20 protein-coding genes are annotated in these 21,284 nt (G+C 67.7%); 12 read left to right on the forward strand and 8 right to left on the reverse strand.

The genetic code is table 11. The features are described 5' to 3' along the window. Positions 1 to 4 precede the first annotated feature (4 nt). Positions 5 to 283, forward strand: coding sequence for an Lrp/AsnC family transcriptional regulator (locus GOPIP_RS14940; RefSeq protein ID WP_006370539.1), 279 nt, complete (start codon positions 5 to 7; stop codon positions 281 to 283). A gap of 32 nt (positions 284 to 315) precedes the next feature. Here the strand turns inward: GOPIP_RS14940 and trpD are convergent, their stop codons facing one another. Together trpD and GOPIP_RS14950 are read right to left on the reverse strand one after the other, a co-directional pair. Beyond that, positions 316 to 1,383, reverse strand: coding sequence for an anthranilate phosphoribosyltransferase (gene trpD, locus GOPIP_RS14945; RefSeq protein ID WP_006370540.1), 1,068 nt, complete (start codon positions 1,381 to 1,383; stop codon positions 316 to 318). Positions 1,384 to 1,460: 77 nt separating this feature from the next. After that, the gene (locus tag GOPIP_RS14950) at positions 1,461 to 1,970 is read right to left on the reverse strand and encodes a hypothetical protein (protein WP_006370541.1); all 510 of its coding nucleotides are present in this window, start codon (positions 1,968 to 1,970) and stop codon (positions 1,461 to 1,463) included. A gap of 141 nt (positions 1,971 to 2,111) precedes the next feature. Between GOPIP_RS14950 and ctaE the strand changes: the two genes are divergently transcribed. The 6 genes from ctaE to GOPIP_RS14980 all read left to right on the forward strand — a co-directional run bounded on the left by ctaE (position 2,112) and on the right by GOPIP_RS14980 (position 9,522). Continuing rightward, a complete protein-coding gene (gene ctaE, locus GOPIP_RS14955) occupies positions 2,112 to 2,729 on the forward strand; it encodes an aa3-type cytochrome oxidase subunit III (RefSeq protein ID WP_170320210.1) in 618 nt (205 codons plus the stop codon). A gap of 108 nt (positions 2,730 to 2,837) precedes the next feature. Further along, a complete protein-coding gene (gene qcrC / locus GOPIP_RS14960) occupies positions 2,838 to 3,770 on the forward strand; it encodes a cytochrome bc1 complex diheme cytochrome c subunit (RefSeq protein ID WP_006370543.1) in 933 nt (310 codons plus the stop codon). Then, on the forward strand, positions 3,767 to 4,942 hold the full coding sequence (qcrA, locus tag GOPIP_RS14965) for a cytochrome bc1 complex Rieske iron-sulfur subunit (RefSeq protein ID WP_006370544.1): 1,176 nt from the start codon (positions 3,767 to 3,769) through the stop codon (positions 4,940 to 4,942). Before qcrC ends, qcrA begins: the two co-directional genes overlap by 4 nt. Then, a complete protein-coding gene (gene qcrB / locus GOPIP_RS14970) occupies positions 4,939 to 6,558 on the forward strand; it encodes a cytochrome bc1 complex cytochrome b subunit (protein WP_006370545.1) in 1,620 nt (539 codons plus the stop codon). The genes qcrA and qcrB overlap by 4 nt, the downstream gene beginning before the upstream one ends. 139 nt (positions 6,559 to 6,697) lie before the next feature. Next, positions 6,698 to 8,215, forward strand: a complete 1,518-nt coding sequence (locus GOPIP_RS14975) for a bifunctional phosphatase PAP2/diacylglycerol kinase family protein (RefSeq protein WP_006370546.1) — start codon at positions 6,698 to 6,700, stop codon at positions 8,213 to 8,215. Between the two features lie 65 nt (positions 8,216 to 8,280). Then, positions 8,281 to 9,522, forward strand: coding sequence for an alpha-amylase family protein (locus GOPIP_RS14980; RefSeq protein ID WP_006370547.1), 1,242 nt, complete (start codon positions 8,281 to 8,283; stop codon positions 9,520 to 9,522). A gap of 65 nt (positions 9,523 to 9,587) precedes the next feature. On the opposite strand, the gene GOPIP_RS14985 is transcribed toward GOPIP_RS14980, so the two are convergent. Continuing rightward, positions 9,588 to 10,004 (reverse strand): cytochrome c oxidase subunit 4, encoded by a 417-nt coding sequence (locus GOPIP_RS14985; RefSeq protein WP_006370548.1) that lies wholly within the window; start codon positions 10,002 to 10,004, stop codon positions 9,588 to 9,590. Continuing rightward, positions 10,001 to 11,068 carry an aa3-type cytochrome oxidase subunit II gene (gene ctaC / locus GOPIP_RS14990; protein ID WP_006370549.1) on the reverse strand — a complete coding sequence of 356 codons (1,068 nt, stop codon included), beginning with the start codon at positions 11,066 to 11,068 and terminating at the stop codon, positions 10,001 to 10,003. Before ctaC ends, GOPIP_RS14985 begins: the two co-directional genes overlap by 4 nt. A gap of 438 nt (positions 11,069 to 11,506) precedes the next feature. Here ctaC and asnB point away from each other — a divergent pair, with 438 nt between their 5' ends. Then, positions 11,507 to 13,432, forward strand: coding sequence for an asparagine synthase (glutamine-hydrolyzing) (gene asnB, locus GOPIP_RS14995; RefSeq protein WP_006370550.1), 1,926 nt, complete (start codon positions 11,507 to 11,509; stop codon positions 13,430 to 13,432). 15 nt (positions 13,433 to 13,447) lie between these two features. On the opposite strand, the gene GOPIP_RS15000 is transcribed toward asnB, so the two are convergent. From GOPIP_RS15000 to GOPIP_RS15010, 3 genes are all read right to left on the reverse strand, one after another. Further along, positions 13,448 to 14,413: a carbohydrate kinase family protein gene (locus GOPIP_RS15000; RefSeq protein ID WP_006370551.1), complete on the reverse strand. Its 966-nt coding sequence runs from the start codon at positions 14,411 to 14,413 to the stop codon at positions 13,448 to 13,450. A gap of 136 nt (positions 14,414 to 14,549) precedes the next feature. Next, positions 14,550 to 14,909 (reverse strand): HesB/IscA family protein, encoded by a 360-nt coding sequence (locus GOPIP_RS15005; RefSeq protein ID WP_006370552.1) that lies wholly within the window; start codon positions 14,907 to 14,909, stop codon positions 14,550 to 14,552. 110 nt (positions 14,910 to 15,019) lie between these two features. Next, positions 15,020 to 16,105, reverse strand: a complete 1,086-nt coding sequence (locus GOPIP_RS15010) for a glycerate kinase family protein (RefSeq protein ID WP_006370553.1) — start codon at positions 16,103 to 16,105, stop codon at positions 15,020 to 15,022. 114 nt (positions 16,106 to 16,219) lie between these two features. Here GOPIP_RS15010 and GOPIP_RS15015 point away from each other — a divergent pair, with 114 nt between their 5' ends. From GOPIP_RS15015 to GOPIP_RS15030, 4 genes are read left to right on the forward strand one after another with little or no spacing between them, the layout of a single operon-like run. Further along, positions 16,220 to 16,903: a DUF3043 domain-containing protein gene (locus GOPIP_RS15015; RefSeq protein WP_035728125.1), complete on the forward strand. Its 684-nt coding sequence runs from the start codon at positions 16,220 to 16,222 to the stop codon at positions 16,901 to 16,903. A gap of 4 nt (positions 16,904 to 16,907) precedes the next feature. Continuing rightward, positions 16,908 to 18,677 (forward strand): nicotinate-nucleotide--dimethylbenzimidazole phosphoribosyltransferase, encoded by a 1,770-nt coding sequence (cobT, locus tag GOPIP_RS15020; RefSeq protein WP_006370555.1) that lies wholly within the window; start codon positions 16,908 to 16,910, stop codon positions 18,675 to 18,677. An 8-nt stretch (positions 18,678 to 18,685) separates the two neighbouring features. Continuing rightward, complete coding sequence (locus GOPIP_RS15025) at positions 18,686 to 19,474, forward strand: adenosylcobinamide-GDP ribazoletransferase (RefSeq protein ID WP_006370556.1); 789 nt, start codon at positions 18,686 to 18,688, stop codon at positions 19,472 to 19,474. A 41-nt stretch (positions 19,475 to 19,515) separates the two neighbouring features. Continuing rightward, entirely contained in the window at positions 19,516 to 20,070 is a 555-nt protein-coding gene (locus GOPIP_RS15030; protein ID WP_006370557.1) for a hypothetical protein, read from the forward strand. A gap of 7 nt (positions 20,071 to 20,077) precedes the next feature. Here the strand turns inward: GOPIP_RS15030 and GOPIP_RS15035 are convergent, their stop codons facing one another. Then, complete coding sequence (locus GOPIP_RS15035; RefSeq protein WP_006370558.1) at positions 20,078 to 21,184, reverse strand: branched-chain amino acid aminotransferase; 1,107 nt, start codon at positions 21,182 to 21,184, stop codon at positions 20,078 to 20,080. Positions 21,185 to 21,284 lie beyond the last annotated feature (100 nt).

A 21,284-nucleotide genomic window follows, 5' to 3' on the forward strand; every position in this document is an offset into this window, starting at 1 on the left:
TGCCATGATCACCGCCATCGTCCTCATCCACGCCGACGTTCACCGCATCCCGGAGACCGCGCAGGCGGTCGCCGACATCAGCGGCGTCGCCGAGGTGTATTCGTGTGCAGGCGACGTCGATCTCATCGCCAAGATCAAGGTGCGTGACCACGCGGAGATCGCCGACGTGGTGACCGGCCGGATCAACCGGCTACCGGGGGTGACCCACACCGCCACCCACATCGCCTTCCGCAGCTACTCCAGCTCGGAGGTCGAGGGCGGCTTCTCCATCGGCGAGGAGTAGCGCGAGTCGACGTGACTCGAGGTGTGACCTGTCTACGGCCGACCGGCCAGCTCCTGTGAGCGGGCGGCCCACCGATCGAGCAGCGCGGTTGCGGCCCCGGAGTCGATGACGGCCTCGGCGCGCGCTTTCGCCGCCACCATCGCCGTGGTGAGGCTGTCGACGCTGTGGGCCTCGGTCATCTCCGCCGACACGATGGCGCCCGCGGCGTTGAGGACCACCGCGTCGCGGACCGGTCCCCGCGCCCCGGCGAACAGGTCGCGGGCGATCGCGGCGTTGGCGGTGGCGTCGCCACCCTGCAGCGCGGACAGCTCCACGAGTTCGATCCCGAGTTCGCGCGGATCGAAGGCGAGTTCGACGACCCGGCCATCGACGACCTGCCACACCGTCGAGGTGCTGGTCGTCGTCAGTTCGTCGAGTCCGTCGTCGCCCCGGACCACGAGCACGGCCGCGTCCCGTTCGGCGAAGGCCTGGGCGAGCACCGGTGCGAGATCGGCGAAGGCACAGCCGATCAGCCCGCGGGAGGGACGCGCCGGGTTGGTCAGCGGTCCGAGCACGTTGAACACCGTCGGGATGCCGATCTCCCTACGCGGTGGCCCCGTGAAACGGAACGCCGGATGGAAGACGGGCGCGAAGCAGAATCCGATCCCCAGCTCGTCGACGCAGCGACCGACATCGGCGGCCCCCAGGCCGATCGACACGCCGAGCGCCTCGAGGACGTCGGCGCCACCACTCTTCGACGACGCCGCGCGATTGCCGTGTTTGACCACTGCGACGCCGGCTGCGGCGATGACGACGGCGGTCATGGTGGAGATGTTGACGGTGTGCGAGCGGTCGCCGCCGGTGCCGACCACGTCGATCGCGGGCCGGGACACGGTCACCGGTACCGCGTGCTCCAACATCGCCGCGGCCAGCCCACGCAGTTCGGCGGGCGCGGCGCCCTTCATCTTGACCCCGACCCCGAACGCCGCGATCTGTGCTCCGGTCGCCCCGTCGGTCATGATCTCGTTCATCGCCCAGGCCGCTTCATCGACGGTCAGGTCGATGCCGTCGGTGACCCGGCCGAGGATCTGCGGCCACGTGTACGTCTGCGCGCTGCTCACCCCAAGAACTGTAGGGCTGACCCGACAATCCCCGGGCTGTGGGGCCCACCCCACGGCCCGGCCTTTCACCCGCCCATTCACCGGCCGGAGTGGTCCGCCTTCTCGGCGCGCTGCAGCACCTGCCACCCCACTGCCCGACCGCCGTGTCGCGACCCGAGACTGGCCATCCTCGATCGTTCCTGCGACAGGTGCAGCGCGTCGACGAGTTGCACCCGTGCCAGCACCACCGTCTCGTGTCCGTCGGGCACCGGGCTGTCCTGCTCCGGATGCACCGGCCGGTACCCGTCGAGCGCGGCAACCGCGATCGCGTCGGACACCCGCGAGGTGGGCAGCGCCAGGACATGCCGGACCACCGCCTGATCCGCCGGGCGCCACGAAGACCCTTCCAGCACAGTCGAACTCGACGCGGCGTCGTCGACACACGACGCAACGACCTCGAGGTCGGCGTCGTCGACGTCGATCACCTGCGACTCGCGGTGGGAACCGATCCGTGCGGTGAGTCGTTGCCATCGCGAACGGGACACCGGACGGCCGTTCACGTCCCGCGGCGCAGGGTCCGGCTCCTGGCCCGATCGCGAAGTACCCATGCCCCGAGCAAACCACGACGGGCCCCACAGACACGCCGAGACACCCGCGCAACCGGCGCCGACCAGCGCGAAGAGAAAAAGTTCCCACCAATCTCGGACCCAAGTGGTCACCGCGTACTACGAACCGTCATACTTCAACTTGTGACTAGCGCTGTAGGTACTTCCGGAACGGCCATCACCGCGCGCGTGCACTCACTCAACCGGCCCAACATGGTGAGTGTCGGCACGATCGTCTGGCTGTCCAGTGAGCTGATGTTCTTCGCAGGCTTGTTCGCGATGTATTTCGTCGCGCGCGCCAACGCCAATCCGGTCGACGGATGGCCGCCGGAGCCCACCGAACTCAATCTGGCCCTGGCCATCCCGGTGACGACGGTCCTCATCCTCTCGTCGGTGACCTGCCAGATGGGCGTGTTCGCCGCCGAGCGCGGAGACGTCTTCGGACTGCGCCGCTGGTACCTGCTGACCTTCTTCATGGGCGCGTTCTTCGTCTGCGGTCAGGGCTATGAGTACTACCACCTGGTGCACGAGGGCACGACGCTGTCCTCGAGCGCCTACGGCTCGGTGTTCTACATGGCCACCGGATTCCACGGCCTGCACGTCATCGGTGGTCTGGTCGCCTTCATCTTCCTGCTGATCCGCACCAAGCTGTCGAAGTTCACCCCGGCCCAGGCGACCGCGGCGATCGTCGTGTCCTATTACTGGCACTTCGTCGACATCGTGTGGATCGGCCTGTTCGTGACGATCTACTTCATCCGATGAGAGCGCGGCACGCCGGGAGCACCCGGAGTCCCTGCGCAGTAACCGAGCTTTGCGCGGGGTGAACCCGCATCACAGCCCAGAGTCCGTCCGCTAGTAGAGAGACTAGAGATGAGTTCATCTCCACCGCGATCGTCGGATAGCGACGCAACTGACGCGGTCGAATCGGTCGCGACGCCGTCGACGACCCCGGCGAGTTCCGCCCGCCGGTCGAAGGCACGACGCAAGCTTCGCCGACGTGTCAGCGGCACCATCCTGTTGCTCGCCGGTCTGTTCATGGCCGGCATGATCGCGTCGCTGCTGACGCCCAAGCCGCAGGTCGCCACCGCCGACGTCGACAACGCCGCGCTGATCAGTGCGGGCAAGCAGTTGTACGAGACCTCGTGCGTCACCTGTCACGGCGCCAACCTGCAGGGTGTGCCCGATCGCGGCCCGTCGCTGCTCGGTGTCGGTGACGCGGCCGTGTACTTCCAGGTGTCTACCGGCCGTATGCCCGCCGCTCGCGGTGAGGCACAGGCGCTGCGCAAGCCGCCGAAGTTCACCACCGCCCAGATCGACCAGCTCGGTGCCTACATCCAGGGCATGGGTGGTGGTCCCAGTGTGATCTACGAGCACAACCCGGACGGTTCGATCAAAACCGAGAACGGCGTGCGCGTCGTCGCCCAGGATTCACTCCGCGGCGACAACCTCGCCCAGGGTGGCGAGCTGTTCCGACTCAATTGCGCGTCATGCCACAACTTCACCGGCCGTGGCGGTGCGCTGTCCGGCGGTAAGTTCGCGCCGACGTTGTCCGACGTCAAGGAACAGCAGATCTACACGGCGATGCTCACCGGCCCGCAGAACATGCCGAAGTTCTCCAACCGCCAGCTGTCGGTGGACGAGAAGAAGAACATCATCGGCTTCATCAAGTACGTCACCGAATCCAAGCCGCAGGGCGGCCTCGGGATCGGCGGCTTCGGCCCCGTCAGCGAGGGCATGGTGATGTGGTTTGTCGGGGTTGTGGCGATCGTCGCCGCCGCGATGTGGATGGGATCTCGAGCATGACCGTCAGCGATAAGGACGTCCCGACCAAGGACGAACTCGACCAGATGAGCAACGACGAGCTGGTCAAACTCGGCACCAACCTCGACGGTGTCGAGATCATCCACCGCGGCGAGCGTTACCCCGAGCCGGGTACCGGTGTCGAGAAGCGTGCCGAGCGTCAGGTCGCCATCTGGCTGACGATCTCGGGCATCTCCGCGCTCGCCTGCTTCGTCGTCTTTTGTTTCAATCACTGGCACTTCGCCATGCCGGACGACCCGAACTACTGGTGGTACACGCTCAACACGCCGCTGTTGGGCATCACCTTCGGTTTGGCGATCCTGTCCATCGGCATCGCACTGGTGCTGATCACCAAGAAGTTCCTGCCGTCGGAGATCTCCGTACAGGATCGTCACGACGGGCCCGGTTCCAGCGACGTCGACAAGGCGACCATCGTCGCCGAGCTCAAGGACTCCGGCACCACCTCCACGCTCGGTCGTCGCAAGATGATCATCGGCTCGGGCATCTTCGCGTTCGGCGCACTCGCCTTCACCGGTGTGATCGCCGCGGTCGGCGGCATCATCAAGAACCCGTGGGCCGATCGTGACGACGCTCCCCTGTGGAACTCGGGCTGGTCACCGATCTACAACTCCAAGGAGAACCCCACCGAGACGGTGTTCCTGCGTCGCGACGTCGGTGACCCCTACCGGGTGGCGCTCGTCCGGCCCGAGGACCTCGACTCCGGGGCGATGGAGACCGTGTTCCCGTGGCGCGTGTCCGACGGACTCGGTGAGACCGAGGAGTCCCGCGAGAAGCTCGTCTGGGGTCTGCGTTACGTCAGCAACCCGGTGATGCTCATCCGTCTGCGTCCCGCCGACGCGGCCAACGTGATCAAGCGCAAGGGCCAGGAGAGCTTCAACTACGGCGACTACTTCGCCTACACCAAGGTCTGCAGCCATCTCGGCTGCCCGACCTCGCTCTACGAGCAGCGCACCAACCGCATCCTCTGCCCGTGCCACCAGTCGCAGTTCAACGCACTCGACTCGGCCAAACCGGTCTTCGGTCCGGCAGCACGCGCACTGGCGCAATTGCCGATAACGGTGAACGATCAGGGGTACCTGGTCGCCAACCGTGCCCACAACCAGGGCAACTACATCGAACCCGTCGGACCGGCTTTCTGGGAGCGTGACTCATGACCATCGCCGACCGCATGGCCACACAGGCCGAAGAGGTGGACTCGCGGTACCACCTCGCCGCCGGTATGCGCCGGCAGATCAACAAGGTCTTCCCGAGTCACTGGTCCTTCATGCTCGGCGAGGTCGCCCTCTACAGCTTCATCATCCTGCTGCTCTCGGGTGTGTATCTGACCTTCTTCTTCGATCCGTCGATGAGCGAGGTCATCTACCACGGCGATTACGAGCCGCTCAAGGGCGTCATGATGACCCGCGCCTACGAGACCACGCTCAACATCTCGTTCGAGGTGCGTGGCGGCCTGTTCGTCCGGCAGGTGCACCACTGGGCGGCCCTGCTGTTCGCGGCGTCGATCATCATCCACATGGCGCGCATCTTCTTCACCGGCGCGTTCCGGCGTCCGCGTGAGGCCAACTGGATCATCGGCTGCCTGCTGCTGATCCTGGCGATGTTCGAGGGCTTCTTCGGTTACTCGCTGCCCGACGACCTGCTCTCCGGAACCGGTGTGCGTGCCGCGATGAGCGGCATCGTCCTCGGAATCCCGTTGGTGGGCACCTGGATTCACTGGGCGCTGTTCGGCGGTCAGTTCCCGGGCGACATCATCATCCCGCGCATGTACGTGATGCACATCCTGCTGTTCCCGGGCATCATCCTCGCGCTGATCGGTGCTCACCTGGCGCTGGTCTGGTACCAGAAGCACACGCAGTTCCCCGGCCCCGGCCGCACCGAGAAGAACGTCGTCGGCGTGCGCATCATGCCGGTCTTCGCCGCCAAGGGCGGTGCGATGTTCGCGGTGGTCACCGGTGTCCTCGCGATCATGGCCGGTGTCTTCCAGATCAACCCGGTGTGGGTCCTCGGCCCGTACAACCCGGCGCAGGTCTCGGCGGGCTCGCAGCCCGACATCTACATGATGTGGACAGACGGTCTGGTGCGTCTGATGCCCGACTGGGAGCTCTACTGGGGTCATTACACGATTCCGGCGGTGTTCTGGTGCGTCGTGATCATCACGTTGATGTTCGGCGTGATGTTCGCCTACCCGTGGATCGAGAAGCGCCTCACCGGCGACGACGCGCACCACAACCTGCTGCAGCGTCCGCGTGACACCCCGGTGCGTACCGGCCTCGGCGCGATGGCCTTCAGCTTCTACATCATCCTCACGCTGATGTGCATGAACGACATCATCGCGTTGAAGTTCCACGTCTCGCTCAACGCGACGACCTGGGCGGGCCGCATCGGTCTGATCGTCATCCCGCCGCTGCTGTACTTCGTCGCCTACCGCTGGGCGCTGGCATTGCAGCGCAGCGACCGCGAGGTCCTGGCCCACGGTATCGAGACCGGCATCATCAAGCGCCTGCCGCAGGGTGAGTACATCGAGCTGCATCAGCCGCTCGGCCCGGTCGACAGCCACGGTCATCCGATCCCGCTCCCCTACGAGGGCGCAGCCGTTCCGAAGCGGATGAACAAACTCGGCTCCTCCGGTGCCCCCGGCACGGGTTCGATCCTGCTCGCCGACCCGCCCGAGCAGCAGAACCGCAACATCGAGCACGAGCACGAGCAGGAACTCGCCGAGCGCAAGGCCCTGCGCGAGCTGCAGGAAAAGGGCGGCAACCCGCTCGAGTAGCCAACCTCGAGACCGGCGCAACCGCCGGAAGTGCAACGAACACAACGACATCGGCTGTCGTCACGGATCACGTGACGACAGCCGATTCGTTTGTGCCCGATTCGCCCGCTGTCGGGGCCCGGCCAGTACCGTGACAACCATGCCCCGCACCTTCGTCGACCGCCTCCGTGCCCGAGCGGTCGCGCGGCGAGCCGATCGCGTGACCCGCGGCCTCGGGTCCCTCGACGCCGCCGTCTACGACTCCATCGCCCGCTCCCCCAGCCCGCTGCTCGACGCCACGATGCCACCGCTGACACGTGCGGCCGACCACAGCAAGTTGTGGATCGCCATCGCCATCGGACTCGCCGCCAGCGGCCGGCCCGGTCTGCAGCGCGGTGCCGTGCGAGGGCTCGGCTCGCTGGCCGTCACCAGTCTGGTCACCAATCAGGTCGCCAAGCGCCTGCGACGACGGCCCCGCCCGACCGCCACCCTGGTGCCTGCGCCCCGCCGAAGCCGAACACTCCCGACCTCCAACTCGCTGCCGTCGGGGCACTCCGCGAGCGCTGCCGCCTTCGCCACCGGCGTGGCGATCGAAAGTCCCCTTGCGGGACTGGCGATGTCGGCACTGGCCGGTCTCGTCGGCTTCTCCCGGGTGGCGACCGGCGTGCACTATCCGGGAGATGTGGCGATCGGCCTGGGAATCGGCGCGGCCGTGGCGACCGCGGGCGGCCAGATCGCACCGCCGATCACCCGTCGCCGGATCTCGATCCCCCGACCCACCCGTGACGAGGCACCGGAGGTCACCGACGGCGCCAACGTGACCGTGTTGCTGAACCCGGCGTCCGGCGACGGCCGGGGTGCGCGGATCCGCGACCGGATCCGCGCCGAGTTGACCGCCGCCCGAGTCGTGGAGCTCGACTCCGGTGACGACTTCGCCGCGATCGCCCGCGACGCCGCCGAGGACTGCGACGTGCTCGCCGTCTGCGGTGGCGACGGGACGGTCGCCACCGCGGCGGCCGCGGCGCTGGCGACCGACACCCCGCTCGCGGTCTTCCCCGGCGGCACATTCAATCACTTCGCCCGCGACATCGGGGCCACGACCGCCGACGACACGATCGCCGCACTGCGTGAGGGGCAGGTGACCCGCGTCGACGCGGCGTGGCTGGGGTCGGATCGGGTCGTGCTGAACACCGCCAGCATCGGCTCCTACCCGCATTTCGTGCGTGCACGCGAACGCCACGAAGGCCGGACCGGAAAGGCACTGGCCAGCACCCTGGCGATCCTGCATGTCCTGCGCCATTCCCGACCGCAACGCATCCGGGTGGACGGCGAGGACCTCGACGTCACGTTGTTCCTGCTGGGCAACTCGATGTACGGCTCATCCGGCTTCGCCCCGGCCCGTCGCGAACGCCTCGACGACGGACTCCTCGACGTCCGCTTCCTCGTCGCCGGCGGACGGTGGGCGTTCGCGCGGCTGGTCTTCGGGTTGTTGAGCGGCCGCCTGCAGCGCTCCCGCTCCTACCGGGAGATGCAGGTCCCGGAGTTCTCGTTCAGCTCCGAGGAGCCGGTGGTCGTCGCGCACGACGGTGAGATCGGCGAGTCCTATCGGGAAGCCACCTTCACCGTCGCCTATCGTGCCCTCAAGGTGTACGGCTCCAGCGTCGTCGGAAAGCCCTGAGACCGCTTCCGCCCGGACACCGATCCGTCCCAGCCCTTTGCCGAGGCACGACAGGAGGCCCGACCATGCGGTGGATCGATCACGCCATCTGGTGGCATGTCTACCCTCTCGGATTCTGCGGCGCACCGATCCGGGACCACGACGCGGCCCCGGCTCCCCGACTGCGCCGTCTGCTGAACTGGCTGGACTACGCCGTCGAACTCGGCGCCTCCGGGCTGTTGCTGGGTCCGGTCTTCGCCTCGCAGGCTCACGGCTACGACGTCGTCGACCCGTTCCGGATCGATCCCCGCCTCGGCCGGCAGCAGGATTTCGACGATCTCGTCGCGCAGTGTCGGGCACGGGGACTGCGGGTGGTCCTCGACGGGGTCTTCAGCCACATCGGCGATCAGCACCCGGCGGTACTGCGTGCATTGCATGAGGGACCCGGGTCCGAGGCCGACATGTTCGACATCGACTGGGCGGCCGACGGCGGGCCCCGACCCCGCGTGTTCGAGGGGCATTCGTCGTTGGTGCGCCTCAACCATGCGTCCCCGCGCACCGCCGACCACGCGGTGGCCGTGATGAACCACTGGCTCGACCGCGGCATCGACGGCTGGCGGCTGGACGCCGCGTATTCGGTCCCCGTCGACTTCTGGGGTCGGGTGCTACCCGAGGTCCGCGGCAGGCACGGCGACGCCTGGTTCCTCGGCGAGGTCATCCACGGCGACTACAGCGCCTTCGTCACCTCCTCCGGCGTCGACTCGGTGACCCAGTACGAACTGTGGAAGGCGATCTGGTCGGCCATCGCCGACCGCAACCTGTTCGAACTGAACTGGGCCCTGGTGCGCCACAACGAATTCCTGGCGCGGTTCGTGCCGAACACCTTCGTCGGCAATCACGACGTCACCCGCATCGCAAGCCTCGTCGGACCCGATCATGCCGTTCTCGCCGCGGCGATCCTGCTCACCGTCGGCGGTGTCCCGTCGGTGTACTCCGGCGACGAGCAGGGATTCACCGGGATCAAGGAGGAGCGGGTGGGCGGCGACGACGCGGTCCGACCGGCCTTTCCCGACACCCCGGCAGAGCTCGCGGACTGGGGCCGCGACATCATGCGGGCGCACCAGGATCTGATCGGTTTACGACGCAGGCACCCGTGGCTCGTCACGGCGAGAACCGAGTCGTTGACGCTGACCAACACGCGATACAGCTACCGCAGCAGTGCCGCGCACGGCGGCGAATGGATCGACGTCCACATCGATCTCGACGACCACCCGCAGGTCCGCATCGACGATGCAGCCGGCGCCACGCTCTGGTCCTCGCTCCGTTGAACGCGATCGGCGCGGGGCACGCGAGAAGCGTGCACCGCGCCGATCAGAACGTGAAGAGTTCGCTCTCAGTGCTTTTCGGGGCCGACGTGGTATTCGAACACCATTCCGGCGGCGGCAGAGATGATGCACGCCGCGGCGAAGATGCAGAACCAGATGTTGCCGGTGGCGAATCCGATCGCGAACATCGCGGCCGAGGCCGCGAGCAGGATCGGCCACCACGAGTGCGGGCTGAAGAAGCCGAGTTCACCGGCGCCGTCCTCGATGTCGGCGTCCTCGTAATCCTCCGGACGGATCTCGACGCGTCGCGCGACGAACCGGAAGTAGGTTCCGGCGATGAGGGTCAGACCGGCACTGAAGTACATGCCGACCACGCCGACCCATTCCACGCCATGCGAGGTGAACGCCGTGCACAGCGTGTAGATCACGCCGGCGAGGAAGAAGAAGGCCGTCAGGAGCTCGAAGAGCCGGGCTTCGATCTTCACTGGAAGTCACTCTCCTTGATCGTGCAGCCTGCCAGCCGCGTGTTGTTCGGGTCGCCGGTCGCGGCGGCGGTGCCATTGCTCTTGCGGCGGGTGTCGAACGGAACCGTCACCACCGACTCGGGCTGCTGGCAGATCGCTTCCAGCGCTTGGGCATTGGTCGCCTGCGGATGAGTGTCCCGATAGGTGATGTAGCGATCGAAGTCCTGCGGGGAGACCGCCCGAACCTCGAAGTTCATCATCGAGTGGTAGGTGCCGCACATTTCCGCGCAGCGCCCGACGAACGCACCGGTCCGCTCGATCTTCTCGATCTGGAAGACGTTGTCGGTGTGGTTCTGCTCGGGGAACGGCAGCACGTCACGCTTGAACAGGAACTCCGGCACCCAGAAGGAGTGCACGACGTCGGCGGCCGCCAGCTCGAACTGGATGCGCTGATCGGTCGGCAGGACCAGGATCGGGATCTCGGTGGAGGTGCCGATGGTTTCGATCTTGTCGAACCGCAGGTAGTTGCGGATGTCGTCGTCGCGGCCGTTGGCCGGTCCGGGCAGCGGTTCACCGTCGTGGGTGTTCTGCTGCACCTGCAGGTCGAACGGGTTGCCCAGCGTGCTCGGGAACTGCTTCTCCTGGCCGTTGACCTCGGCCTGGCGATAGCCGAACTTCCAGTTCCACTGGAAGGCGGTGACGTCGACGACGACCTTCGGGTCGTTGGTCTTCTTCTCCACGTCGGTCTGCACGATGACGGTGAAGTAGAACAGCACCGCGATGATGACGAACGGGATGGCCGTGTAGGTCAGCTCCAGCGGGACGTTGTAGGCGGTCTGCCGGGGGAACTCGTCCTGACCTTCCTTGTGACGGTGGAAGGTGATGGTCCAGAAGATCAGACCCCACACCAGGATGCCCATCAGCAACGCCGCGATGACCGACCAGGTCCACAGGTGGCGCATCGACTCGGCCTGCGGGGTAACGCCGACCGGCCAGCCGAACCGCACGATCTCGTCGCCACTGCAGCCCGTCATCACCACAGCCCCGACGGCGAGGATCGCGACGATGCCGAACCGCTTGATCATCCGCGATGCAGACGAAACACGCCGGGCCCGGGGCCGTTCACCGTGTGCCAATTTCACGCCTTCCTGCTCGCTCGCCGCGACGTTCCCGCCGTGCGAGTCGCATGCCACATGACCTGCCTCGACGCGTTGTCTCCGAGGGGACCCGACCAACCGGCCGAAACGCCCGCGGGCACCGCGGTCACACCGCGGCCGCGCCTATGTACTACGCAGCGTAGACCAACTCACGGGAACTTTTTCGGTTGGGGTGGATCAGCGCGTCGGATTCCTGTGACCGACCCCGACATCGCCTGTTCGGGAGCGGTTTCGGCCCTCCCCACGGCGGTGCCGGACGGCCCTGCGAACCACGATGCGGCATACTCGGACCCGTCTGCGAACCCCGGCGTTGCGGACGCAATCTGTCGTTCGAACCACTCGATGTCGAAAGAGGCCTGAATCCCTGTGTGTGGCTTGCTCGGTCTGCTGACCCCCGACGGCTCGGCGGCGACCGCCGTCGACCTCATCGCCGAAGCCTGCCACTGCATGCGACACCGCGGGCCCGACGAGCCGGGCACCTGGCACGACGAGCACCTCGTCTTCGGGTTCAACCGGCTCTCGATCATCGACATCGAGCATTCGCATCAGCCGCTGCGGTGGGGTCCCCCGGACAGCCCGGAACGTTACGCACTCGTCTTCAACGGTGAGATCTACAACTACCTCGAGATCCGCGCCGAGCTCGCCGCCGACGAGCAGGCGGTCTTCCGTACCGAAGGCGACGGCGAGGCGATCGTCGCGGCCTTCCACTACTGGGGCCCCGACGCGGTGCGTCGGCTGCGCGGTATGTTCGCCTTCGCCATCTGGGACACCGACACCGGATCGCTGTTCCTGGCCCGTGATCCGTTCGGTATCAAGCCCCTGTTCCTCGCCACCGGTCCTGGCGGAACGGCGTTCGGCAGTGAGAAGAAGAGCCTGCTGGAACTGCTCGACCGGCTCGAGCTGTCCACCGATCTCGATCCGCGCGCCGTCGAGCACTACACCGAACTGCAGTACGTCCCGGAACCGGAAACCCTGCATGCCGCCGTCCGGCGTCTGGAATCCGGGTGCCACGCGACGGTGCGGCCCGGCCACTCCCCCTCGGTGACCCGTTACTTCACCCCGCAATTCGGGGTGCGTCCGGTCACCGACGCCACACGTCAGAAGCGCTACGACGAGATCGCCGACGTGCTCGCCGATTCCGTCGCCAAGCACATGCGCGCCGACGTGACCGTCGGCTCGTTCCTCTCCGGCGGGATCGACTCCACCGCCATCGCCGCGCTGGCGATCCGCCACAACCCCGATCTCATCACCTTCACCACCGGCTTCGAGCGCGACGGCTACTCCGAGATCGACGTCGCCGCCGAATCCGCCGAGGCGATCGGCGCGCGCCACATCGTCAAGGTCGTCAACGAGACCGAGTTCATCGACGCGATCGGAAAAATCGTCTGGTACCTCGACGACCCGGTCGCCGATCCGGCGCTCGTCCCGCTGTATTTCGTGGCCGCCGAGGCTCGCAAGCACGTGAAGGTGGTGCTCTCCGGTGAGGGCGCCGACGAATTGTTCGGCGGCTACACCATCTACAAGGAGCCGCTGTCACTCTCTGCGTTCGACAAGCTGCCGCGCATGCTGCGGCGAGCGGCGGGCAAGGTTTCCGATCGCATCCCCGAGGGCACCCGTGGCAAGAGTCTGCTCCATCGCGGATCACTGACGCTGGAGGAGCGGTATTACGGCAACGCCCGCAGTTTCGACGACGCGCGACTGCGTGCGGTCCTCGTCGACTACCGACCGGAGTGGACGCACACCGATGTCACCGCACCGATCTACGCGCGCAGCGAGGGCTGGGATCCGGTGGCCCGGATGCAGCACATCGACCTGTTCACCTGGCTGCGCGGCGACATCCTCGTCAAGGCCGACAAGATGACGATGGCCAATTCCCTGGAGTTGCGGGTTCCGTTCCTCGATCCCGAGGTGTTCGCCGTCGCCGAGACGCTTCCGTTCGACGAGAAGATCGCGCACGGCACCACCAAGTACGCGCTGCGCAAGGCGCTCGAGCAGATCGTGCCGCCACATGTGTTGCACCGCAAGAAGCTCGGCTTCCCGGTGCCGATCCGGCATTGGCTGGCCGGTGGCGAGATGTACGACTGGGCGCACGAGACGATCAGTCATTCGCAGACCGAGCACCTGTTGAACAAGCCGGCCGTCCTCGCGATGCTCGCCGAGCACCGCGAGGGGGCCGTCGACAACAGCAGGCGCCTGTGGACGGTGTTGATCTTCATGGTGTGGCACGCGATCTTCGTGGAGAAGTCACTGGTGCCCGAGATCACCGACCACACCTATCCGGTGCGGCTGTAGGTCGGGGCGCGCTTTTCAGAACACCTTGCTGATCTCGGCGGCGGCGTCGGCGCCATAGGCGCCCTCGATGCGTTCGATCGCCGAGTCGTGGTCCCAGGTCCAGTCCTGGGTCGAGACCGTCTCGAGGACGAGCACCGCGACCATCGACCCCAGTTGGGCGGCACGTTCGAAGCCGAGGCCCTTGCTCACCGCGGTCAAGAAGCCCGCACGGAAGCCGTCACCGACGCCGGTCGGATCGACCTTGGCCGTCTCCGGGACCACCGGTACGTGGATCCGCGCGCCGTCGGCGCCGATGATCTCGACGCCGCCGGCACCGAGGGTGGTGATGCGGGTGCCGACCATCTCACGCACACGGTCCTCGGTGAGCCCGGTCTTCTCGCGGAGCAGACCCCACTCGTACTCGTTGGTGAACAGATAGGTGGCACCGTCGATCAGGGTGCGGGCCGACTCCCCGTCGAGACGGGCGAGCTGCTGGGAGGGGTCGGCGGCGAACGGGATGCCCAGTTCCCGGCATTCGTTGGTGTGCGCGACCATCGCCTCCGGATCGTCGGCGCCGATGAGGACCAGCTCGGCGTCATTCGCGGAGACCTCGGCGAGCGTGATCTCGCGGGCCTCGCTCATCGCTCCCGGATAGAAGAACGCCAACTGCGCCATCACCTCGTCGGTGGTGCAGGTGAATCGGGCGGTCTGATGTTTGTCCGACACCCGCACGCCGCGGCAGTCGACGCCGTGATCCTCCAGCCAGCGACGGTAGTCGTCGAAGTCCGAGCCGACCGCGCCGACGAGGACCGGCGCTCCACCGAGTTCGCCCATCGCGTAGCAGATGTTGCCGCCGACCCCACCGCGCCGGACGACGAGGTCCTCGGCGAGGAAGCTCAGCGAGATGTGGTCGAGATGGTCGCCGAGCAATTGCTCGGAGAATTTGCCGGGGAACTTCATCAGATGGTCGGTAGCGATCGAGCCACATACATAAATGGTCACGGGGGTCTTCAGCCCTATCTGCTCGGCGGTACTGCTGGGCAACGACCTTTCACGCTACCGACCGGTGCCACAACGCATCCGACCGCATCCCCGGTGTCCGGGAATGCGGTCGGAAGGAGATGGATCTCGGGCGGACTCAGTTGAAGGAGTCGCCGCAGGCGCAACTGCCGGTCGCGTTCGGGTTATCGATGGTGAAACCCTGCTTCTCGATGGTGTCGACGAAGTCGATGGTCGCGCCCTGGACGTAGGGAGCACTCATCCGATCGACGGCCAGGGTGACCCCGGCGAAGTCGGCGGTGAGGTCACCGTCGAGGCTGCGGTCGTCGAAGAACAGCTGGTAACGCAGGCCCGCACAGCCACCCGGCTGGACGGCGATGCGCAACGACAGGTCGTCGCGACCTTCCTGGTCCAGAAGGGCCTTGGCCTTCGACGCGGCGGCGTCGGTCAGGATGACTCCGGTGCTGGTCGCGGCGCCGGATTCGTTCTGCACAGTCATCGATGCTCCTCAGTGCTGGTCGAGGCCGGCTCGGTGGGGCCGGTTGCGGTCAGTCCCCGCGCAGACGCGCGGAAACGCACATTCGTACGGTCGGCTTCAACGGTACCCCGTCATGACATATTCCCGCCGCCGGTCGACTCCCACGCCGCCGCGATACCGCGAGCCATCCGCTCGAGCTGGTGGTCGGCGTCGTCCATCGCCAGCCGCACCGATCCGGCGTGGTCGACGAGCGAATGCGCCGCGGCGATACCGGCGTCGGCGATCTCGTCGGCGCTCAGTGCGATCTGTCCGGCGACGACCACTGTCGGTACCGACGCCGCACGCGCGGTGGCGGTGAGAGCGGAGACGACCTTGCCGCGCAGGGTCTGGCTGTCGAACTTGCCCTCCCCGGTGATCACCAGGTCGGCGCCGGCGATCTGTGCGTCACGATCGGTGACCTCGGCGACCACCGTCGCACCGGAGACGCGCCGAGCACCGAGTGCCAGCAGCGCCGCACCCAGACCTCCGGCGGCACCGGCGCCCGCGTCGGCGCCGACATCGCGCCCGGCCATGCGGGCGAGCACCCGCGACCACTGGGTCATGCGCTCTTCGAGTCGTCCGACGGTGTCGGCATCGGCCCCCTTCTGCGGGCCGAACACCGCGGCCGCGCCCGAGGCACCGAGTAACGGGTTCTCGACGTCGGATGCGGCGACCACCTCGACCGCGGCACAGCGCGCGACCGCGCGGTCCGGGCCGCCGAGGGCCTCGACGAGTCCGCGACCGCCGTCGGTGGTGGCGCTGCCACCGAGTCCGACGACCACCGAACCGACCCCGGCGCGCAGCGCGGCGTCGACGAGCTGGCCCACACCGAAGGTGTCGGCAGCCATCGCCGTCCGTGTGGTGGGGCGCCCGCCGAGTTGATGCAGACCGCATGCCTGCGCGCATTCGACGTAGGCGACGGGGTGGTCGGGATCGCGGTCGTCGAGCAGCCACTGCGCGTCGACCGCGGCGCCGAGCGGCCCGTAGACCGTCTCGGTGTGCAGCGTCCCGCGATGCGCGGCGAGGACCGCGACAAATCCCGGCCCCCCGTCGGACTGGGGTGCGCGGATCACCTCGTCGGCGGGTCGGGCCGAGAGCCATCCGCGGGCGACGGCGTCGGCCGCCGACACCGCGGTCAACGTGTCACCGAAGGAGTCGGGTGCGATCAGGACGCGCATCGGACCTCGCCGATGGGCGTCGGAAAAGCCAGGGAAAACACCGGGGCCGCCATGCGGGGCAAGTATAGGGAGGTCGGCGCATCACGGCAGCGCGGATCACCTAGGCTCGTCGGTGTGAAACTGCCATGGAAGAAGGACGACTCCGCACCCGCGGACGAGTCCGTCGAGACCCTTGACGATTCCGACTCGACGGATTCGGTTGATCTCTCGAAATCGCAGCGTGGCAGTGCCTACACGCCCGCCAAGGGCCGCCCGACACCCTCGCGCCGGGAGGCGGAGGGCCGTCGTCGCGGCCCGGTCGCGCCGCCGCCGACGACCCGCGCCGAGGCCCGCGCGCGCAAGAAGGAGCTGCGCAGCTCGATGTCGCGGGAGGACAAGAAAAAGGCGTCGGCCGACCGCCGCGCCCAGCGCCTCGAGCAGCGCGAGCGGATGATGGCCGGCGACGAGCGCTACCTGATGCCGCGTGATCGCGGTGACGCCCGTCGCTACACGCGCAACCTCGTCGATTCCCGACGCAACTTCGCCGGACTGTTCATGCCGTTCGCGATCGTGTTGATCGTGGTGATGTTCGTCCCGTCGATCGCGGTGTACTCGACCTTCCTGCTGCTGGCCTTCGTCATCCTGATGGCGATCGACGGGGTCATCCTGGGCCGCATGGTCAACAAGCGGGTGGCGCAGCGCTATCCCGACGCCGGCGAGGGCGGTCTGAAGCTCGGCTGGTACGCCTTCACCCGCGCGATGCAGCTACGTCAGATGCGCGCGCCCAAACCGCAGGTCTCCCCCGGCGACGAAGTCTGAGCCGATGACCGCACGAGGGGTCCGGACGCTGGTCCTGGGTGGGGTTCGGTCGGGCAAGTCCGCACACGGCGAACAGTTGCTGCGCGCGGCCGCATCGGTGCGTTATGTGGCCACCGGGCCGACGCTGACGACCGATGCCGAGTGGACCGCGCGCGTCGAGAGACATCGGCAACGGCGCGATCCGAGGTACACGACGGTCGAGACGAGCGATCTGGCGTCGGAACTGCGGGCCGACCCGCACGCCAGCACACTGGTCGATGATCTGGGCAACTGGCTGGCCGCGCGACTCGACGCCACCGGAGCGTGGTCGGCGACGGCCACCGTCGACCGCTCCGCCGAGAACGATGAATTGTGTTCGGCGATAGCCGAATTCACCGGCGATCTGGTGTTGATCAGCCCCGAGGTCGGGTTGGCGCCGGTGGCCCCGACCCCGGCCGGACGACTCTTCCAGGACGAACTCGGCGCGCTCAACGAGGCCGTGGCCGCGGTGTGTGATCGCGTGATCCTCGTCGTGGCCGGCCGCATCATCGACCTGACTGAAGCACCCCGGGCCGAGGCCCCGGCATCGCCCGATGCCGAGACCACCCCTGCACCGACCCCGCCCGCCGCTCCGGCAAGCGCCCCCGCAGCCGCGATCCCGATGACCGGACCCGTGCCCGACGCGACCGACGCCGAGATCTTCGACGCCATCGACCTACCCGACGAACAGGTCGCCGAGGCGGCCCGGGCACGCCAGCTCGAACTCACCAAACCACCCGGCTCGCTGGGCCGGCTCGAGGAGATCGGGGTGTGGATCTCGGCGTGCCAAGGGGTCTGTCCCCCACGGCCGATCGAGACGCCCACCGTCGTGGTCTTCGCCGGCGATCACGGGGTGGCCCAGGGTGGCGTGTCGGCCTTCCCGTCGGAGGTCACCGCGCAGATGGTCGCCAACATCGCCGCAGGAGGTGCAGCCGTCAACGTGCTCGCCCGTCGGTGCGGTGCGACGGTCCGGGTCGCCGACATCGCCGTCGACGCCGACACCGGCCCAGAGGTCTCTGCTTACAAGGTGCGGCGCTCCAGCAACGATCTGCGGGTCACCGACGCATTGACCATCGACGAGGCCCGCCGAGCCCTCGCCGCCGGGCGGGCCATCGTCGACGATCTCGTCGACTCCGGGGCCGATCTGTTGATCGCCGGTGACATGGGGATCGGCAACACCACGCCTGCCGCGATCATCATCGGCACCCTCGCACGTCGCGAACCCGTCGAGGTGGTCGGACGCGGCACCGGCATCGACGACGTCGGATGGATGCGCAAGACCGCCGCGATCCGCGACGGGATGCGCCGCGGGCGTCGTCATCGCAGCGACCCACTCTCGCTGATCGCGGCAGTCGGGGGCGCCGACCTGGCCGCGATGGCCGGCTTCCTCGCGCAGGCCGCGGTGCGGCGCACACCGGTGATCCTCGACGGCGTGGTGGTCACGGCGGCCGCACTCATCGCCGTGGAGATGGCCCCGGGCGCGACGCGGTGGTGGCTGGCCGGTCACCGCTCGGTCGAACCGGCGCATGCCATCGCCCTGGAGTATCTGGATCTCGAACCGCTGCACACCTATTCGATGCGCCTCGGTGAGGGCACCGGCGCATTGTCCGCGCTACCGACGGTCCTCTCGGCCGTCGACATCATGACGTCGATGTCGACCTTCGCCGACGCCGGCGTCAGCGATGCCGACGCGTTGCCGTCGGATTCCGTCGACAGCGCGGATTCCGATGTGGCACAAGCACCTTCGCCCACCTGATCTCACCGATGAGCCCGGTACGCGCGATCGCCGTCTCGCTGTCCTGGCTGACCGTGCTCCCTGTACCCCGGCGTGTCACCGACGCAACCGCCGACAGACGGCTCGGCGGCGCGGTCATCGCAGCGGTACCCGTGGTCGGCGTACTCCTCGCGGCGGTGGCGACCCTGATCGCGTGGGGGCTCTCGTACACCGCCGCGCCGGAGGCGCTGATCGGCGTACTCGTTGTCGGCGTACTCGCCGTCGGCACCCGGGGTATGCACCTCGACGGTCTCGCCGACACCGCTGACGGTCTCGGGTGCTACGGACCGCCGGAGCGGGTCACCGAGGTGATGCGTTCGGGTTCGGTGGGCCCGTTCGGCGTGGCGACCCTGATCCTGGTGCTGGCTCTGCAAGCTGTCGGTCTCACGACGCTGATCGCCCAGAATCGTTGGTGGGAGCTCGGTCTGGCGATCGGTGTCGCACGCGTCGCCGCGGTGCTCGCGTGCCGGCGGGCGCTGCCGCCTGCCCATCCCGACGGCTTCGGTGCTCTGGTCGCCGGTACGCAACGCATCGCCGCGGTCGTGTGGTCGGTGGTGGCGGTCGCCCTCGGCGTCGTGATCGGCGGCCTCGATGGCTCGGTCACCGCCCATTCGATCACCGCCGGGCTGCGGGCGGGGGCCACGATCGTGGTGATGCTCGCGTTCACCTGGCTGTTCAGTCGGCACTGTGCACGACGGATGGGCGGCATCGTCGGCGACGTCCTCGGCGCCGTCATCGAACTCGGCACCGCACTCGTCCTCGTCGGACTGATCCTCTGAGTCGGTCTGCACACTGCACAGCCGCGGCGCATCCTGGGCGTATGCCATTGCCGGACCGCAATTTTGACGGATTCGCACTGTATGCGGCACTCGACGCCCGGCGCCGGGAGCAAACGTTGTCCTGGAACGCACTCGCCCGCCAGGTGTGGGACCTCTCGGCAGCACTCAACGCGGCACGCCCCGATGATCACTCGTTCAGCACATCGGCGATCGCCAGCCTGCGCACACGCGGCAACACCAGCTGCCAGCACGCAGTACTGCTGCTGTGGTGGCTGAACGCGACCACGGAGGACTTCGTCACCCCGGAGGACTTCGTCACAGACCCGGCAACCGGGACCGCCGGCGTCGAACTCCCACGATGCGACGACGCACACCGCCTTCGGTGGAATCTCGGTCGGCTCTACGCCACGCTCGACGCCGCAAGAACCCGGCACGGGGCGACGTGGGCACGGACGGCGGCTCGGCTGGGCTGCTCGCCGGGCCAGCTGACCGGCCTGCGGACCGCCCGCTACTCCACCAACATGCGCCTGGCCATGACGATCACGCAGGCCCTGCGGCGTCCCGCCGCCGAGTTCGTCTACGCCGCCGACTGGTGAGAGCGACTCAGCGCCGGTAGAGCTCGGTCATCCAGCCGTGGGTGTCGGCGAACTTGCCGCGCTGGATACCGGTGAGGGTGTCGCGCAGCGCGAGGGTCACCTCACCGGGTGTGCCGTCCCCGATCGAGTAGTCGTCGGTCTCGCTCTTGACGTGGCCGACCGGGGTGATGACGGCTGCGGTCCCACACGCGAAGACCTCGGTGATGTCGCCGGAGGTCACACCCTTGCGGAGTTCCTCGGTGGTGATCTTGCGTTCCTCGACGGCGAACCCGGCGTCGGTGGCCAGGGTCAGCAACGATTCCCGGGTGATGCCCGGTAGCAGCGAGCCGGTGAGTTCCGGGGTGACCAGTCGCGCGTCGGCGCCCGAGCCGAAGACGAAGAACAGGTTCATCCCGCCCATCTCCTCGATGAACCGGCGCTCCACGGCGTCGAGCCAGACCACCTGGTCACAGCCCTTCGCGGTGGCCTGCTGCTGGGCCAGGAAGCTCGCGGCGTAGTTGCCGCCGCACTTGGCGAAGCCCGTGCCGCCCGGGGCTGCGCGGACGTATTCGGTCGACAGCCACACGCTGACCGGCTTGATACCACCGGCGAAGTAGGCGCCGGCGGGCGAGGCGATCACGCAATAGCGGTACTGCGTCGACGGGGCGTTGACGCCCAGCCCGGCCTGCGAGGCGAACATGAACGGCCGCAGATACAGCGATTCCTCGCCGCCGGCGGCGGGGACCCACTCGTTGTCGGCGTCGAGCAGCGCGCGCAACGAGGAGATGAAGTCGTCCACCGGCAGCGGCGGCATCGCCAGACGCTCCCCCGACCGCTGCAGGCGCAGGCCGTTGGCCTCCGGGCGAAAGGCGGCGATCGACCCATCGGGCTGACGGTAGGCCTTGAGCCCCTCGAAGACCTCTTGGCCGTAATGCAGCACCATCGCCGACGGATCGAGCGCAATGGGGCCGTACGGGGTCACCTTGGCGTCATACCAACCACGGTCCACGTCGTAGTCCACCATCACCATGTTGTCGGTGAAATACTTGCCGAAACCGGGAGCTGCGAGGATGTCCGCGCGCTGCGACTCCGACACCGGGTGCGGGTGCTCGGTACGGGTGAACTGCAAGGTCATTGGCCCATCGTAGCGCCGCGGCGCAAGGCGATCGGTGCCAGGTTCCCGTCTGCGCCGGGCCGGGGTTGCAGTCGTGCGAGGGGTGGCAGACGTGTGGGCA

The sequence above is a fragment of the Gordonia polyisoprenivorans NBRC 16320 = JCM 10675 genome (assembly GCF_000241325.1).
Lineage (GTDB): Bacteria > Actinomycetota > Actinomycetes > Mycobacteriales > Mycobacteriaceae > Gordonia > Gordonia polyisoprenivorans.